The organism is Pseudobutyrivibrio sp. 49, from assembly GCF_900100545.1.
In the GTDB taxonomy this organism is placed as follows: Bacteria; Bacillota; Clostridia; order Lachnospirales; family Lachnospiraceae; genus Pseudobutyrivibrio.
Genome location: NZ_FNDP01000001.1, coordinates 237,801 through 253,954 on the forward strand (window position 1 = coordinate 237,801; position 16,154 = coordinate 253,954).

At 38.8% G+C, this 16,154-nt stretch carries 13 protein-coding genes and 1 riboswitch; all 13 genes read left to right on the top strand.

Annotated features, from left to right (window positions below; all coding sequences use genetic code 11):
- Window positions 1-5 precede the first annotated feature (5 nt).
- The 13 genes from BLP54_RS00965 (at window position 6) to BLP54_RS01025 (ending at window position 16,148) form a co-directional block, all read left to right on the top strand.
- Window positions 6-872: a YitT family protein gene (locus tag BLP54_RS00965; RefSeq protein WP_090165877.1), complete on the top strand. Its 867-nt coding sequence runs from the start codon at window positions 6-8 to the stop codon at window positions 870-872.
- A complete protein-coding gene (locus tag BLP54_RS00970; RefSeq protein ID WP_090165879.1) occupies window positions 872-3,415 on the top strand; it encodes a translation factor GTPase family protein in 2,544 nt (847 codons plus the stop codon). Before BLP54_RS00965 ends, BLP54_RS00970 begins: the two co-directional genes overlap by 1 nt.
- Before the next feature lie 141 nt (window positions 3,416-3,556).
- Window positions 3,557-5,713 (top strand): EAL domain-containing protein, encoded by a 2,157-nt coding sequence (locus BLP54_RS00975; protein WP_090526706.1) that lies wholly within the window; start codon window positions 3,557-3,559, stop codon window positions 5,711-5,713.
- A gap of 44 nt (window positions 5,714-5,757) precedes the next feature.
- Window positions 5,758-5,953, top strand: a riboswitch (cobalamin riboswitch).
- A gap of 109 nt (window positions 5,954-6,062) precedes the next feature.
- Window positions 6,063-7,262 (top strand): sirohydrochlorin cobaltochelatase, encoded by a 1,200-nt coding sequence (locus BLP54_RS00980; protein ID WP_090165883.1) that lies wholly within the window; start codon window positions 6,063-6,065, stop codon window positions 7,260-7,262.
- A gap of 12 nt (window positions 7,263-7,274) precedes the next feature.
- The gene (locus BLP54_RS00985; RefSeq protein ID WP_090165885.1) at window positions 7,275-7,835 is read left to right on the top strand and encodes a hypothetical protein; all 561 of its coding nucleotides are present in this window, start codon (window positions 7,275-7,277) and stop codon (window positions 7,833-7,835) included.
- 21 nt (window positions 7,836-7,856) lie between these two features.
- Window positions 7,857-9,386 (top strand): ABC transporter substrate-binding protein, encoded by a 1,530-nt coding sequence (locus BLP54_RS00990; RefSeq protein WP_242870599.1) that lies wholly within the window; start codon window positions 7,857-7,859, stop codon window positions 9,384-9,386.
- Window positions 9,387-9,431: 45 nt separating this feature from the next.
- On the top strand, window positions 9,432-10,412 hold the full coding sequence (locus tag BLP54_RS00995) for a FecCD family ABC transporter permease (RefSeq protein ID WP_090166738.1): 981 nt from the start codon (window positions 9,432-9,434) through the stop codon (window positions 10,410-10,412).
- Entirely contained in the window at window positions 10,399-11,184 is a 786-nt protein-coding gene (locus BLP54_RS01000; protein WP_090165887.1) for an ABC transporter ATP-binding protein, read from the top strand. Before BLP54_RS00995 ends, BLP54_RS01000 begins: the two co-directional genes overlap by 14 nt.
- The gene (locus tag BLP54_RS01005; protein WP_090165889.1) at window positions 11,181-11,810 is read left to right on the top strand and encodes a precorrin-8X methylmutase; all 630 of its coding nucleotides are present in this window, start codon (window positions 11,181-11,183) and stop codon (window positions 11,808-11,810) included. Before BLP54_RS01000 ends, BLP54_RS01005 begins: the two co-directional genes overlap by 4 nt.
- A 2-nt stretch (window positions 11,811-11,812) precedes the next feature.
- A complete protein-coding gene (gene cbiD / locus BLP54_RS01010) occupies window positions 11,813-12,934 on the top strand; it encodes a cobalt-precorrin-5B (C(1))-methyltransferase CbiD (protein WP_090165891.1) in 1,122 nt (373 codons plus the stop codon).
- A complete protein-coding gene (locus BLP54_RS01015) occupies window positions 12,922-14,421 on the top strand; it encodes a cobyric acid synthase (RefSeq protein ID WP_090165893.1) in 1,500 nt (499 codons plus the stop codon). Before cbiD ends, BLP54_RS01015 begins: the two co-directional genes overlap by 13 nt.
- A gap of 12 nt (window positions 14,422-14,433) precedes the next feature.
- Window positions 14,434-15,228 carry a precorrin-4 C(11)-methyltransferase gene (gene cobM, locus BLP54_RS01020; protein WP_090165895.1) on the top strand — a complete coding sequence of 265 codons (795 nt, stop codon included), beginning with the start codon at window positions 14,434-14,436 and terminating at the stop codon, window positions 15,226-15,228.
- Window positions 15,229-15,236: 8 nt separating this feature from the next.
- The gene (locus BLP54_RS01025; protein WP_090165898.1) at window positions 15,237-16,148 is read left to right on the top strand and encodes a cobalt-precorrin 5A hydrolase; all 912 of its coding nucleotides are present in this window, start codon (window positions 15,237-15,239) and stop codon (window positions 16,146-16,148) included.
- The last annotated feature ends 6 nt before the right edge of the window (window positions 16,149-16,154 follow it).

Sequence of the window (16,154 nt, forward strand, 5' to 3'; positions counted from 1 at the left end):
ATTATATGCTTCATAGAATTTATAAACATAAACAGGATATATATGAGTTTATCATGTTTACTATAGCTTCAATAGTTATGGTTATAGGAATTTATTTTTTCAAATTCCCTAATCATTTTTCTTTTGGTGGTGTCAGTGGTATTTCTATTGTGCTGGCTGAGCTTTTGCCAAGAACACCTGGTAATATCAATTTGATAATCAACATGTTCCTTCTTGTTATTGGCTTTTTAGTTTTTGGCAAGAAATTTGGAGTGAAGACAACATATATTACTTTGCTGGTTTCTTTTGGTCCAAGAATTCTTGAAATGGTATGTCCTATGGATGGGCCACTTACAGATGAGCCTGTGTTGGAGTTGTTATTTGCTGTGGCGCTGCCAGCGTTTTCATCAGCAATTTTCTTTAATCTCGGAGCTTCCTCAGGTGGTACCGACATAGTTGCAATGATATTAAAGAAATATACAAAGGTTGATATTGGTACAGCATTGTTTATGTCAGATGTATTTATCGTAGCATGTGCTTGTCTGGTATTTAATGTGCAAACAGGACTTTTTTCTCTTGTAGGTCTTTTGGCTAAATCACTTGTGGTTGATGAGACAATAGAAAATATTAACCTTGCAAAGTATTTCACTATTATCTGTAGTGATCCAGAACCTATCGTTAATTTTATTATGAACGATCTTGGAAAGGGAGCTACCGTCTATAAGGCAGTGGGGGCTTATGGTCACCAGGAAAAGACAGTAATCCTCACTATTCTTAAAAGACAGCAGGCAGTAGAGCTGAAGAATTTTATTAGAAGAAATCAGCCTTCTGCATTTATAGCAATTACCAACTCAAGTGAGATAATTGGTAAGGGATTTAGAGGTTATAATTAATGAAATCTGTATGGGGAATAATGGCACATGTAGATGCGGGTAAAACTACATTGTCTGAAGCAATTCTGTATAATGCAGGCCAGATAGCGTCCATTGGTCGAGTAGACCACGGGGACGCTTTTTTGGATACTGATTCGCAGGAAAAGACCAGAGGAATAACTATCTTTTCAAAGCCTGCAGTTTTTCAATACAATAATCAGTCTATTACTCTATTAGATACACCAGGGCATGTGGATTTTGCCACTGAGGTGGAAAGAGCAATATGGGCACTTGATTATGCAATTCTTTTGATATCTGGAACTGATGGCGTTCAGTCTCATACAAAAACTATCTTCAGACTCCTCGAAAAGAATAATATTCCTACAATCATCTTTGTTAATAAGATGGATATGGATACAGCAAATCTCGATGAAGTTATTACTGATTTGAAGACACAGCTTTCTGACAGATGTGTTGTTTTTTCGGATAAGGAATCAATGTCTATGGAAGATGAAGCTGCCATGGAGGAATTCTTAGAGACAGAGGATTTGTGTCAGAAGACCATAAACAGGATGGTATTATCACGAAAAGTATTTCCGGTTTTTTCTGGCTCTGCCATGAAAAATGAAGGTGTCACTGAGCTGATGGCTTTTATGGCTTCTCTTTCAGAAGGCATGGAGAGAGAGCAGGATTTCGGTGCTCGAATTTATAAAATAGAAAGCCTTGGTAGAGATGCACGACTTACCTTTACTAAAATAACTGGCGGAGCGCTTAAAGTAAAAGAAGTTCTTCCTAATGGAGAAAAAGTAAACGAGCTTCGAATATATTCAGGTCTAAAATACCAGCAAGTGGAAAAAGCGGAAGCAGGTGATGTGGTTGCTATTGTTGGACCTAAGGCTACCTTTCCAGGTCAGGGGCTTGGAACTGAAGACGACAGGATGGAGCTTATGCTTAGACCGGTTCTTCAATACAAGCTTGTGTTTACAGATGGCACAGTGCCAAAGCTGGCATATCCAAAGCTACTTGCACTTAATGAGGAAGATCCATCTTTAAATGTAAGTTGGGATACTCATAAAGAAGAGATAAAAATGAATCTTATGGGTGAGGTTCAGACAGAAATTCTTATTAATAAAATAAAAAAAGAATTAAATTATGACATTGAATTTGAAGAAGCTGGTGTCCTCTATAAAGAAACTATTTCTGAGCCAGTGGAAGGTGTTGGTCATTTTGAGCCTTTGAGACATTACGCAGAAGCTCATATCTTGATGGAACCATTAGCAGCAGGCAGTGGAATAGTAGTTGAAACTGATGTTGCCACAGATGATTTAGCTCTTAATTGGCAAAGACTAATTGAAACTCACATTCTTGAGAAGGAACATTTAGGAGTTGAAATAGGAGCGCCTTTAACTGACATTAAATTCACAGTAATAGGTGGTCGTTCACACATAAAGCATACAGAAGGTGGGGATTTTAGAGAAGCTACCTACAGAGCTATAAGACAAGGACTTATGGAGGTTGGTACCACTATTTTAGAGCCATATTATAAATTTGAACTTCTAGTACCATCAGATGCTATTGGAAGGGCAATGACTGAAATAGAAACTATGTCTGGTTCTTTTGATGTCCCAGAAGATTACAATGGTATGTCTAAGCTTACAGGCACGGCGCCTGCTTCGGAGATAAGAAATTATCAATCCAAACTAATTACCTATACCAAGGGGGAAGGACAGCTGTCACTTACCTTCCACGGATATTTGCCTTGCCATAACAGTCAGGAAGTGAAGGAGCTTATAGGATATACCCCGGATTCTGATGTAGATAATCCATCTTCTTCAGTTTTTTGTTCTCACGGTAGTGCGGTCATTGTTAATTGGGACGAAGTCAAAGAAAATTGCCATGTTCCATGTCGAAGTCAGAAAACATCGGATGATTCAGAGGTTGTGGTTACAAAAAGAATGAATCATTCAGTTGAGGAGTGGCTTGATCCAGATGAGATAGATAAGATTCTTCACATGGCTACTCATAGCAATCACGGAAAGAATCCTAAAAAGGGATGGCATTACGGAGAAAGTAGCAGACCAAGACGTGTAGATTCTGATTATGTGTATACAGCGCCGAAGGAAGTCAAAGCCAGAGAAAAATATCTTCTTGTGGATGGCTATAACCTGATATATGCATGGCCTGAGTTAAAGGCTGTTTTAGACGTGAATCTTGATGGAGCAAGAGGAAAGCTTCTTGATATTCTTAGCAATTATAAGGCTATGACAGATTATAATGTTATTGCAGTATTTGATGCATACCGAGTTAAGGGGCATGAGGTGACTGCCTCGGATTATCTGAATATTCATCAGGTTTTTACAGCAGAGGCACAGACTGCAGATGCTTATATTGAACGATTTACACATGAGCATGGCAAGAAGTATGATATTTCAGTAGTTACCTCAGATGGTCTTGAACAGGTTATTATTCGAGGAGCAGGAGCTAGATTAATATCTTCCAGAGAATTTATTGAAGAGGTAGAAAGAAAGGCTCAGGAACTTCGAGAACAGTTTGATATAAAATAATTTTGAATAGTAACAAATTATTATAAAAAATAATGAATTGATTGTATTTTTAACAGTTAATTCATTATTTTTTTTTATACTAGCAAAAGATGGGTAATGTCTGCCTGTTTATTTTGTGCGACCGGGGGGGGTATTAGAACAATGGAGAAGTATCAGTTCGGGGAAATTGAAAGAGCTGCTCTTGAGCAATTAAATATTGCCATGGCAATATATCAGTATATAGACAAGCGAGTAGTGACGCTTTTAGTTACAGATGGCATGTGTAAGCTTATGGGAATGGAGCGAAAAGATGTCACTGCATATTTAGATGATGATATGTATAAAGACACTCATCCAGATGACAAAGCCAGAGTTGCAGATGCTGCATTAAAATTCGCTGCTGGTGGAGATAATTTTGACTGTGTTTATAGAACTATGTCAAAGTTAATAAATGATTATGTTATTTTACATTCTCATGGAGAACATTTCTTTACGCCTAACGGAACCATGCTTTCATCTACTATATACATGGTAGAAGGGCTGAATAGTGATAATCCGCTCACAGAAAAACTGGCTTCTAATTTCGATGATATTATGACAAAGGAAAGTCTGATAAGAGACAATTTCTATGATACTCTTACAGGCTTACCAAATATGTCTTATTTCCTTCAGCTGGCAGAAGCTGGAGGTAGAAGATATCGCAAAGAGGGCCATGCACCTGCAATGGTATTTTTTGATTTGACAGGTATGAAATATTTTAATGAAAAGTATGGTCTGAGAGAGGGCGATAATCTTATAATTGCCACCGCTAACACTTTAAAAAACTATTTTACTAATGAAAATTGCGGACGAATGGGGTCTGATCATTTTGCAGTTTATACAAAATCCGAAGGCTTGGAGGATATTCTAAAAAAAATGTTTGAGGATATGAAGTATGCCAATGAGGGAAGAACGGTTCCGATACATGTTGGTATATATTCTGATGCCTTTGAGGAGATTTCTGCTTCAACTGCTTTTGATAGAGCAAAGATGGCAAGTGATAGAGAAAAGGGGGCCTATGTTTCAAAGTATTCTTATTATGATGCCAACATTCATGAGTCAGCAACGAACTACGAGTATGTAATTAATAATTTTGATAGAGCTATGGAGGAAGGCTGGATTAAACCATACTACCAGCAGATAATCAGATCTGTAAATGGACAGGCTTGTGATGAAGAAGCATTGGCAAGATGGATAGATCCGGTTAGGGGATTAATCCCACCTCAGTATTTCATATATGTATTAGAAGATATTAAGCTTATTCATAAGTTAGATTTATATATTCTTGATTGTGTTTTACGGGATTTAGAGGAGGTTGAAAAGAAGGGATATCCTATTGTTCCTGTATCTATAAACCTATCAAGATTTGACTTTCAGCTGTGTGATATAGTTGAAGAAATAAAAAAGAGGGTAGAGAAGTCGTCAATTGCGCCTGATAAAATTACTATAGAGATAACGGAAAGTGTTTCTGAATTAGAAATTGGTTTTGTAATTGAGCAAATCAGAAGGTTCCATGAAGCAGGCTTTAAGGTATGGATGGACGATTTTGGAAGTGGATATTCATCCCTCAATATGCTTCAAAAATTCGATGTTGATTTGATTAAGTTTGATATGAGTTTTATGCGTGAGTTTTCTACAAATAAAAGAAATCACGTTATTATGACGCAACTTATTCAGATGGCTAGAAAGCTTGGAATCGATACAGTTGTAGAAGGCGTTGAAACTGCAGATCAGGTTAAATTCCTCAGAGAAATAGGAGCTGGAAAGTTACAGGGCTTTCATTTTGCAAAGCCTATACCGCTGGAAGAGTGGTACACAATTACGGAGACCAATGTAGGCAATGTGATTGAGCAAGAATCTGAAGTAGATTATTATGACGCTATCACTCGTACTAATGTAATGGAACCTGACGTAGAAGCGGATAATAACTGGGGATCTAATGAGTTCTTGGGTCAGATACCAACAGGTATTTTGGAACTAAGAGAAGATGGATTATATGTTGTTCGATATAATAAATCTTTTGCAAGCTTCCTTGTAAAATTGGGATATATAGAACAATCTGATCTTGGTCACATAATGATTAAGCAAAAAGCCCTTCCATCAGATCAGTTTTTATGTGCTGTGGAAAGTACCGATAGCAAAGACTGGGTTCTTGTTGAAGACGCAAAAGAAGCAGGACTTATAATTGATGTATATATTAAAAGGATTGGTCAGAATCCTGTTAACGATAATATTGCTTTTGCAGTTTCGGTTATCACAATAAAGAATGACGGTTCTTAGGTTTGACATAGTGTGTTAAATATGGTAACTTTTTTTAGAATTTAATAAGTTTTTAAAGTTTAGGTGCCTATAGATTTCGTATTTACGAAGTTGGTATGGGTGAAAAGGGAATCTGGTGAGAATCCAGAACGAAGCCGTCACTGTGTCAGGGAGTTTACATTTATGTCACTGAGCGCTGCTTGGGAAGAGAATGTAGATGATGATCGAAGTCAGGAGACCTGCCTATTCTTAAATTAATGATTTGCGGACTTTCGAATCTTAATTCATGATTTTGATTGAATTGAGGGTCGCATTTTGCGGCCCTTTTTAGATTTGCGTCCGCACATTATAGAAATGGAGGAAGCAATATATGAAAAGAAAAGTATTATCTTCAATTGCGATGCTGATGGTAGCTGCTATGGCTTTTACAGCATGTGGACAGACAGCAAATAAAGGAGAGACATCAGAGACTCCTGAGACAACAGCTGCAACAGAGGGTGAATCTGACGAGGAGGCAGCTATGAAGGTAGCAGAGCTTATTGATGCAATTTATGTTCAGGAGTGGACAGAGGACACAGAAGCACAGTGTAAGGCAGCTAAGGAAGCTTGGGATGCACTTACAGATGCTCAGAAGGAATTAGTTGAGGGCGAGGATGCTGATCCAGATTACTTTGGTAGAGATACAGGTGATGCATCTAAGGATGATCCTTTAAATCAGGATGAAATCGGTGAGAACGAAATTCTTGTAGTAAGCTTTGGTACATCATTCAATGATAGCCGTGTAAATGATATCGGCGGTGTAGAAAAGGCTATCGCAGAGGCTAATCCAGATTGGTCAGTAAGACGTGCATTTACAGCACAGATTATCATCAATCACATTTTAGCTCGTGATAATGAAAAGATTGATAATGTAAAGCAGGCTCTCGACAGAGCAGTAGATAATGGTGTTAAGAACCTTGTTGTACAGCCTACACACCTTATGCACGGCGCAGAGTATGATGAGCTTATGGAAGCAGTTGATGCTTATGCAGATAAGTTTGAGTCAGTAAAGGTAGCTGAGCCACTTCTTGGTCAGGTTGGCAAAGACGCAGCTGAGGTTAATAAGGATAAGGAAACAGTTGCAAAGGCAGTTGTAGCTGAAGCTGTTTCTGTAGGTGGTTTTGACAGTCTTGATGCTGCAGCTGATGAAGGTGTTGCATTTGTATTTATGGGACACGGTACAAGCCACACTGCAAAGGTTACTTATTCACAGATGCAGACACAGATGAATGACCTTGGTTATAAGAACGTATTCATCGGTACCGTAGAAGGTGAGCCAGAGGAGACATCTTGCGAGAATATTATCGCAGCTGTTAAAGAAGCTGGTTACACTAAGGTAGTTCTTCGTCCACTTATGGTTGTTGCTGGTGATCACGCAAACAACGATATGGCTGGTGATGATGATGACTCTTGGAAGTCAATGTTTACAGCAGATGGAAGTTTCGAGTCAGTTGATTGCCAGATTTCAGGACTTGGTGGAATCGAAGAGGTTCAGAAGATTTACGTTGAGCATACAAAGGCAGTATTATAGGAGATTTATTAAATGAAAAGCAGATTTTTAGCATTAGCATTAGTATTGACAATGGCAGCCTCTCTTGTAGGCTGTGGAAATAAGGTAGCAGAGGTTACTGAAGAACAGACTGCAGTAGAGGAGACAGCAGCTCCAGAAACTGAGCAGGTGGAAGAGCCAGCTGAGGAAACAGAGACAGAGGCTACTGAGACAGCCGGAATCAATCTTGAGGATGGAGTATATCAGGTAGATTTCAACACAGACAGCAGCATGTTCCATGTAAATGAGGCTATGAATGGTCACGGTACTCTTACTGTTAAGGATGGTCAGGCTACAGTTCACATTTCGCTTGTTTCAGACAAGATTCAGAATCTCTATGTAGGTCTTGCAGCTGATGCTGAGAGCGATGAGGCTAATTGGCTTCAGTCTACAGATGATGAAGTAACTTATGAAGATGGAACTACAGAAATGGTTCACGGCTTTGATGTTCCAGTAGCTTCTTTAGATACAGAGTTTGATCTTGCTCTTATCGGCGAAAAGGGTGTTTGGTACGACCATAAGGTAAGTGTTACAAACCCAGTTGTAGAAGAATAGATCGGGGTCTGAGGTGTTTGTTTGAAAAAATTTGGTTTAATAGCTGCAGTGCTGGCTCTAAGTCTTACAGCCTGCAGCTTTTTTAATAAGGATAATTTAATAAAGGATAATAACCCTCAGACTGGTACTTATCAGTGTGAGGTAGCTTTAGAAGGCGGAAGTGGAAGAGCTACAGTAGAATCACCTGCAGAGGTAACAGTATCAGAGGAGGGAAATACTGTAAAGCTGGTTTGGTCCAGCTCACACTATGACTATATGGTAGTGGATGGTATTCGCTATGATAACGAAGCTAATATAGATGAAAATTCCGTATTTACGATACCATTTTCATCCTTTGACGAAAGCTTCGATGTGATAGGGGATACCACGGCCATGAGTACACCTCATGAGATAGAATATACACTTATGGTGTTTTCTCCGGGAACAATTCTATCATCAGAAGCTTCAATAGGGGAAAAAGTGAATGAAAAGCAGACTGATGAGGTGTCCTTACCTTCAAAACTAAAATATACTTCATCTATGCCTTTGCAGTACGCTAACCAATTTTCCGTAGATAATTATCAGGATGACAATAATAAGAACTATTCTTTCATCACAATTGGAAGTGGTGATATGACCCAATACTTTTTATTTGGCGAAGGTGCTTCAAAAATGACTGGGTTATCATCGAATATCACACCTATTGATTCAGTAGATAAAACCTATCTGGTTTCCACCTCTGTAATGGATTTAATTTCATCAATTGATGCCCTTGATAATATCAGATTATCTGGAACAGATAGTAAGGATTGGTATATAAAAGAAGCAAAAGAAAAGATGAAGAGTGGTGATATTATCTATGCAGGAAAGTATTCTGCGCCGGATTATGAGCTTATTCTTACTGAAAATTGTAATTTTGCTATAGAAAATACCATGATTTATCATAAACCATCTGTTAAAGATAAGCTTGAGGAGCTTGGAGTTCCAGTTATGGTAGAGCTTTCCAGTTACGAGAAAAATCCACTAGGCCGATTGGAGTGGATTAAGCTTTATGGAGTTTTATATAACAAATTAGATGAGGCAGAGGATATCTTTAATAATCAGGTAGAAAGAGTTGGTAAAGTGGAGAGTAAAACCAATTCTGGGTTAAAAGTTGCAGTTTTTTCGATTTCATCAAATGGTCAAGTGGTGGTGAGACGACCAGGAGACTATATTTCTACTATGGTAGGTATGGCTGGTGGGATTTATGTACCAGCAAATATAGAGGACACAGATACTTCTGCTGTTTCTACTACTAAAATTACCATGGAGGACTTTTATCTTCAGGCAGCTGATGCTGATGTTCTGATTTATAACAGTACCATTGAAGGAGAACTTTCTTCCATCAGTGAATTAGTTACAAAATCAGAGGTTTTGGCAGATTTTAAGGCTGTCAAAGAAAATAAAGTATATTGTATTGAAAAGAGCTATTTTCAAAGAACCAGTGATGTGGCAGAATTAATAGAAGATATACATAATATTTTAGATAAAGAAGATAAGTCGTTAACATTTATTTATCAGCTAGAGGATTAGACATTGAATAACAAAAAAAGATATTACACGATTAAATTTTTGGGAATGATAATATTGCTTTTTATTATATTTGTGCTGAGCATAGGAATGGGCAGCGCTGATATTACTGTGCCACAAATCTTTAAAGCTCTCATTAATTCAGGAGATGCTTATCTTGATAAAATCATTTTTTCTATAAGACTACCTAGAATTTTAGCAGCTATTATTCTGGGTGGAGCCTTGGCTGTATCAGGCTTTTTACTTCAGATTTTCTTTGGTAATCCTATCGCAGGACCTTACGTACTTGGTGTTTCTTCCGGTGCAAAGCTTTTTGTAGCCCTTACCATGGTAGTTTATTTAGGGCAGGGGAAAATAATGAGCTCTGCTGGAATGGTTATAAATGCTTTTACAGGTTCCCTGATTTCTATGGGAATAGTTTTGCTATTGTCAAAAAGAGTTAGAAATATGTCGATGCTTGTAGTTTGCGGTGTAATGATAGGATATATCTGTTCCGCAATTACGGAATTTATTATCGCATTTGCGGATGATTCAAATATCGTAAATCTACATAACTGGTCACTGGGAAGTTTTTCAGGTATCAGTTGGGAAAATGTTTATATATCAATAATCTTTATTTCTGCAACCATGTTTTTGACCTTCTTTTTATCAAAGCCTATTGGGGCTTATCAGCTTGGAGAAAATTATGCAAGAAATATGGGTGTAAATATAAGTGCACTTAGAATAGCACTTATTATTCTTTCAAGTGTGCTGTCAGGCACGGTTACAGCCTTTGCGGGGCCTATTTCTTTTGTAGGAATTGCGGTACCTCATATCATGAGAAGTGTTATGAAAACCTCAAAGCCTATTGTGATGATTCCAGCATGTTTCTTAGGTGGAGCCATTATTACATTAGTGTGTGACTGTATAGCCCGCACTGCCTTTGCACCTGTGGAGTTAAGTATTAGCGCGGTTACAGCAATTGGACTTGCGCCTGTTGTAATCTATCTTTTAATTAAGCGTAAGGAGACAGGAAATGGAAAAAATTAATGCGATAGATTTAACAGTTGGATATGGTAAGCCAGTTATTTCGGACGCCAGTTTTCGTGTTTACCCAGGGGAAATAATTGCTTTAATCGGACCTAACGGTTCAGGAAAATCCACAATTCTCAAAACTATTACAAGACAACTGAAAAAGATGTCGGGAAAGATTTTTATAAGTGGTGATATTGACGAATCACTCATGGATAATGAGCTTGCCAAAAAGCTTTCAATGGTAATGACAGAAAGAATACATCCGGAGCTAATGACTTGTTTTGAGGTGGTTTCAGCTGGCAGATATCCTTATACTGGCCGTCTTGGAATATTAAGTGCTGAGGACAAAAGAATAATTAACGAGGCCATAAAGCTTGTTGGCGCTGAAGATGTGGCTGATAAGGACTTTATGAAAATCAGCGACGGACAAAGACAAAGGATTATGCTTGCAAGGGCAATAGCTCAGGAGCCAGAGATAATGATTCTCGATGAGCCAACCTCCTTCCTTGATATTCAGTATAAGATTGACATTCTGTCTGTTATCAAGAAACTTGCTGTGGAACGAAATATAGCTGTTCTAATGTCTATTCACGAACTTGAATTTGTTCCTGCTATCGCAGATAAGGTTATTGGAATCTGTGATGGAAGTATTTATAAAATCGGAATACCTGAAGAGATTTTTACTGGTGCGAATATTGAGAAGATATATAGCATGCCAAAAGGAACAGGCGACAAAATTATTTCAGGATTGTTGGCTTATTCAAATAGTATTATTGAGACGTTATGAAGATAGAATTTGTACTTCCAAATGAAATTGAAAAAAGAAGCTTTGAAATAATCGCTCAGGAGCTGGCAGATAGAGGTGTCACCTTACCAGCTGATGAAGCGCCAATCACCATGCGCACTATCCACACCAGCGCTGATTTTGATTACGCTGATACTATGCGTTATTCAGCTGGTGCTATTGAAAAGGCAAAAGAGCTTATCAGAAGTGGTGCTGATATAGTAACTGATACAAATATGGCACTCTCTGGAATTAATAAAAAGAAGCTGGCATCCTTTGGAGGACAGGTTCATTGCTTCATGGCAGATGAGGATGTGGCTGCAGAAGCAAAGGAACGTCAGGTAACTAGAGCCACTGTATCTATGGAGAGGGCAGCAAGGCTTGGTAAGCCTGTTATTTTTGCTATCGGAAATGCTCCTACAGCCCTTATTTCACTTTATGAAATGATGGAAGCGGGAACTTTCACACCTGAATTTGTCATCGGAGTTCCAGTTGGTTTTGTAAATGTTGTTGCAGCCAAAGAGCTATTTCTTAACTCTAATGTCCCATACATTATAAATGAGGGTAGAAAAGGTGGCAGTAATATCGCGGCTGCTATCGTAAATGCGTTACTTTATAACATGGATTGATTATGAAAAAAGGATTCACCACTGGAAGCTGCGCAGCAGCTGCTGCTAAGGCGGCGGCGTATATGCTTCTAACAGGGCAGGAAAAACTTAATATAGAAATCGAGACTCCTGCTGGAATCATGTTTAAGGCTGATATCGTGGACGTGAATCGACAGGAAGAAAAGGTTAGCTGTGCAGTAATAAAGGATGGTGGAGATGATCCTGATGTTACTACAGGCTGCCACGTAACTGCGACTGTGAGTATAGAAATACCAAGTGCTGAAGCCGCAGCAGGACAAAGCCTTGGAATCCAGATTGATGGTGGCGAAGGAGTAGGACGAGTGACCTTACCAGGGCTGGATCAGCCTGTTGGGAATGCGGCCATCAATCATGTGCCAAGAGAGATGATTGAAAAGGAAGTAGCAGAGGTTTGTAAGCTTTTGGATTTCAACGGCAAGCTTCAGATAATCATTTCTATTCCAGAGGGTGTGGAGTTGGCAAGTAGAACCTTTAATCCACGTCTTGGAATTGTAAATGGGATTTCAGTCCTTGGAACCACTGGTATTGTGGAGCCAATGAGCGCGAAAGCACTCATAGATACCATAGAAGTAGAGTTGAAGCAAAAGAAAGAATTAGGCTTTAAAACCGCCATTGTTACTCCAGGAAACTATGGACTTAAGTTCATGAAGGATTGTTACGACTACGATTTAGATAAAAGTGTAAAATGCTCAAACTTTATTGGTGAGACGGTAGATATGTGCTGCAGGCTTGGTTTTGAAGCTATGCTTATTACAGGACATATTGGAAAGCTTATAAAAGTGGCTGGTGGCATTATGAATACCCATTCTCACGAGGCAGATTCCAGAATGGAGATTCTTTCAGCTTGTGCTTTACGAGCAGGCGGTGATGGGGATTTAGCCAGAAAAGTGCTTGAGTGCCTTAACACAGAAGAAGCTCTGCATATTATTGATGAGGCAGGATTTCTCCAGCCAACAATGGATATAGCCCTTGGGAAGATATTGTTCTATTTGGATTTTAGAGCTCAGGGAAGAATTAAAATTGATTGTATCTTGTATTCAAACGAATTTGGACTTCTTGCGGAGTCGGCAAACAGTAGAGGAATATTATTAGAATGTCAAAAGTAATAATGATTCAGGGCACTATGTCAAATGTAGGAAAGAGTCTTTTGGTAGGCGCTCTGTGTCGCATTTTCAAGCAGGATGGCTATAAAGTGGCTCCCTTTAAGTCACAGAATATGGCTCTAAATTCTTTTGTAACAGCAGATGGATTAGAGCTTGGACGTGCTCAGGCAATGCAGGCCGAGTGTGCAGGTGTGGCACCATCAGTTTACATGAATCCTATTTTGCTAAAGCCAACAAATGATATCGGCAGTCAGGTCATTGTAAATGGTGAAGCCATTGGAAATATGTCTGCCAGAGATTATTTCGCCTTTAAGAAAAAATTGGTGCCAGATATAATGGCAGCCTTTAATAAGCTTGAAGAATGGGCTGATATCATTGTGATAGAAGGAGCAGGCAGTCCTGCTGAAATTAATCTTAAGAGTGATGATATTGTAAATATGGGCATGGCAGAGCTTGTCGATGCTCCCGTGCTTTTAGTGGGTGATATAGATAGAGGCGGCGTTTTTGCTCAGCTTCTTGGAACCTTGGAGCTTTTAGAGCCTAAGGAAAGAGAAAGAGTAAAAGGTCTTATAATTAATAAATTTAGAGGGGATAAAAGTCTTTTAGATTCAGGCATAGAAATGCTTGAGGAGCGAGGTAAGGTACCTGTTGTCGGAACTGTTCCCTATGCAAGACTTATGATAGATGATGAAGATAGTCTAAGTGAAAGATTATCAAACACCTATGACTATGGTGATATCGTAAATACGATAGAAATCGCAGTGGTACGTTTACCTAGGATTTCAAATTTTACCGATATTGCTCCCTTTGAAAACCTTCCAGGTGTAAAGGTTAATTTTATTTCAAATCCAAGAGAACTTACTGATGCTGATATGGTAATTATACCTGGCAGTAAAAATACAATCTCAGATTTGAGATGGATGAGAAAATCTGGAATGGAGGCAGCGCTTAAGCGTTTTGCCATGGATAAGCCTGTAGTAGGTATTTGTGGTGGTTTTCAGATGATGGGAGATATTGTGGAAGACCCTGAGGTGGTAGAGGAGGGTGGTTCTATAAGAGGAATGGAGCTTCTTTCTCTAAAAACTATCCTTAGTGGAGAAAAAAATCGTAGCCAGACTGAGGATTGTTTTGATGATTTGACTGACGTTTTTTCATGCATTGCTGGTGAAGAGTTTGTAGGTTATGAGATTCATAATGGAGTTACTACCATAGAACAAGAATCAGCTTTACCTGAAATAATCGAGAGAGACGATGAGGGCAATATTATTCTCGTTCAAAATAAAAATATCCTGGGGACTTATGTTCACGGTATTTTTGATAATGGTGATTTGGCATACCGACTTGCTGATTCAATTGCTCAAGCCAAAGGACTTAGTTTAGAGGGCGCAGGTGTTGACTATCAGCAACTAAAAGAGGCTGAATACGATAAATTAGCATCCATAGTAAGAGGAAATCTAGATATGGATTATATCTACAGCATACTTAAATAAACTGGAGGACTTATGATTTATTTTGTTGGCGCAGGATGTGGCGCAGCAGATCTTATTACGGTAAGAGGAATGAAGCTTTTGCAGCTGGCTGATGTAATTATTTATGCGGGCTCTTTGGTTAACCCAGAACTTTTAGAATATGCAAAAGACAGTTGTGAAATCTACAACAGCGCTACCATGACTTTAGATGAGGTTATGGAAGTAATGCTTAGGGCAGACAAGGAAAAGAAAACTCTTGTGAGACTTCATACTGGCGAGCCAAGTATTTATGGTGCTGTACAGGAGCAGATGCATATTCTTGACGAAAATAATATTGCTTATGAGAGCTGCCCAGGAGTTAGCGCATGTTTTGGTGCGGCTGCTGCCTTGAATTTAGAATATACTCTTCCAGATGTGAGTCAGTCTTTGATTATAACAAGGATGGAAGGTAGGACTGCAGTTCCTGAGAAGGAAAGTATTGAGAGCTTTGCTGCTCATGGAGCTTCGATGGCTATATACCTAAGTGCAGGCATGCTTGAGGAACTTCAGGAGAGACTGATTAAAGGGGGATATGATAAAAATACCCCAGCTGCAATTGTTTATAAAGCAACCTTGCCAGATGAAGAAAAGTACATCTGTACCGTAGGAACTCTTGCAAACACTGCAAAGGCTAAAGGGATTAGTAATCTGGCGGTAATACTTGTGGGAAATGTAATTGCAAAGTCTAACTATTCGTTGAGTAAGCTTTATGATCCAACATTTGAAACTATGTATAGGACACATCATCAGTCACCTTCGGTGACAGCTTCCCCTCAAGGGGAAGCCTAGGAGTAAAAATGTTATTAATTAGAGTAGTTTTTTTTACTGATAATGGGAAAAAGATAGCCGACAAACTTAATAAATTCTTTATTGTAGAGGCAAAGCCAGAGGAGAGCTCATTGTCAGATTGGACCAAGGACTGTTTTGAAATGCATCTTCCTATAGTTTTTATTGGTTCTACTGGAATAGCAGTGCGTACTATTGCTCCGTTTATTTCAAGCAAGCTAAAGGATAGTCCGGTAATTGTGATTGATGAGCTGGGGCAAAATGTTATTCCGATTTTATCAGGGCATTTTGGTGGAGCCAATGAGCTGGCTAATATAATTGGCAAAGCTCTTGGTGCAGATCCAGTTATCACTACAGCTACAGATATTAATAACGTATTTGCGGTAGATGTTTTTGCTAAGAAAAATGGTCTTTTAATTACGGATAAGAGCTTGATTAAAAAGGTATCGGCAAAAGCTTTGAAGGGAGAGGCGCTTGATATCAAAGAATCCGAGGATGAAATTGTTATCGAGGGTCTCAGGCTTATTCCCAAACGTTTAATACTTGGAATTGGATGTAAGAAAGGAAAGCCTTTCGAAGAATTAAAAGTTTTCGTAAATACGTTTTACGAGGATGATGAGCTTGAAAAGAATCTTTATGCAATAGCATCCATTGATGTGAAAGCAGAGGAGATAGGTTTGATTAAGCTGGCAGAATATTTTGGAGTACCATTCGTTACCTTTTCTGCCGAGGAATTACAGTTGGTAGAAGGTGAATTTGAGGAATCCTCCTTTGTAAAGGATAAGGTTGGAGTTGGAAACGTATGTGAACGTGCAGCTCTAAGCTTAGCTGGGGAGAACGGGGAATTAATCAGGAATAAAACTGCTAAAGATGGAATGACACTTGCGGCAGCAAAAAGAACTTCAATGAATTTAGTTTGGTAGGAGAAA

Excerpts from the sequence above, each read along its gene's own strand:
- BLP54_RS00965 (WP_090165877.1), top strand. The coding sequence starts at position 6 with ATGCTTCATAGAATTTATAAACATAAACAGGATATATATGAGTTTATC.
- BLP54_RS00970 (WP_090165879.1), top strand. The coding sequence starts at position 872 with ATGAAATCTGTATGGGGAATAATGGCACATGTAGATGCGGGTAAAACT.
- BLP54_RS00975 (WP_090526706.1), top strand. The coding sequence starts at position 3,557 with ATGGAGAAGTATCAGTTCGGGGAAATTGAAAGAGCTGCTCTTGAGCAA.
- BLP54_RS00980 (WP_090165883.1), top strand. The coding sequence starts at position 6,063 with ATGAAAAGAAAAGTATTATCTTCAATTGCGATGCTGATGGTAGCTGCT.
- BLP54_RS00985 (WP_090165885.1), top strand. The coding sequence starts at position 7,275 with ATGAAAAGCAGATTTTTAGCATTAGCATTAGTATTGACAATGGCAGCC.
- BLP54_RS00995 (WP_090166738.1), top strand. The coding sequence starts at position 9,432 with ATGATAATATTGCTTTTTATTATATTTGTGCTGAGCATAGGAATGGGC.
- BLP54_RS01000 (WP_090165887.1), top strand. The coding sequence starts at position 10,399 with ATGGAAAAAATTAATGCGATAGATTTAACAGTTGGATATGGTAAGCCA.
- BLP54_RS01005 (WP_090165889.1), top strand. The coding sequence starts at position 11,181 with ATGAAGATAGAATTTGTACTTCCAAATGAAATTGAAAAAAGAAGCTTT.
- cbiD (WP_090165891.1), top strand. The coding sequence starts at position 11,813 with ATGAAAAAAGGATTCACCACTGGAAGCTGCGCAGCAGCTGCTGCTAAG.
- BLP54_RS01015 (WP_090165893.1), top strand. The coding sequence starts at position 12,922 with ATGTCAAAAGTAATAATGATTCAGGGCACTATGTCAAATGTAGGAAAG.
- cobM (WP_090165895.1), top strand. The coding sequence starts at position 14,434 with ATGATTTATTTTGTTGGCGCAGGATGTGGCGCAGCAGATCTTATTACG.
- BLP54_RS01025 (WP_090165898.1), top strand. The coding sequence starts at position 15,237 with ATGTTATTAATTAGAGTAGTTTTTTTTACTGATAATGGGAAAAAGATA.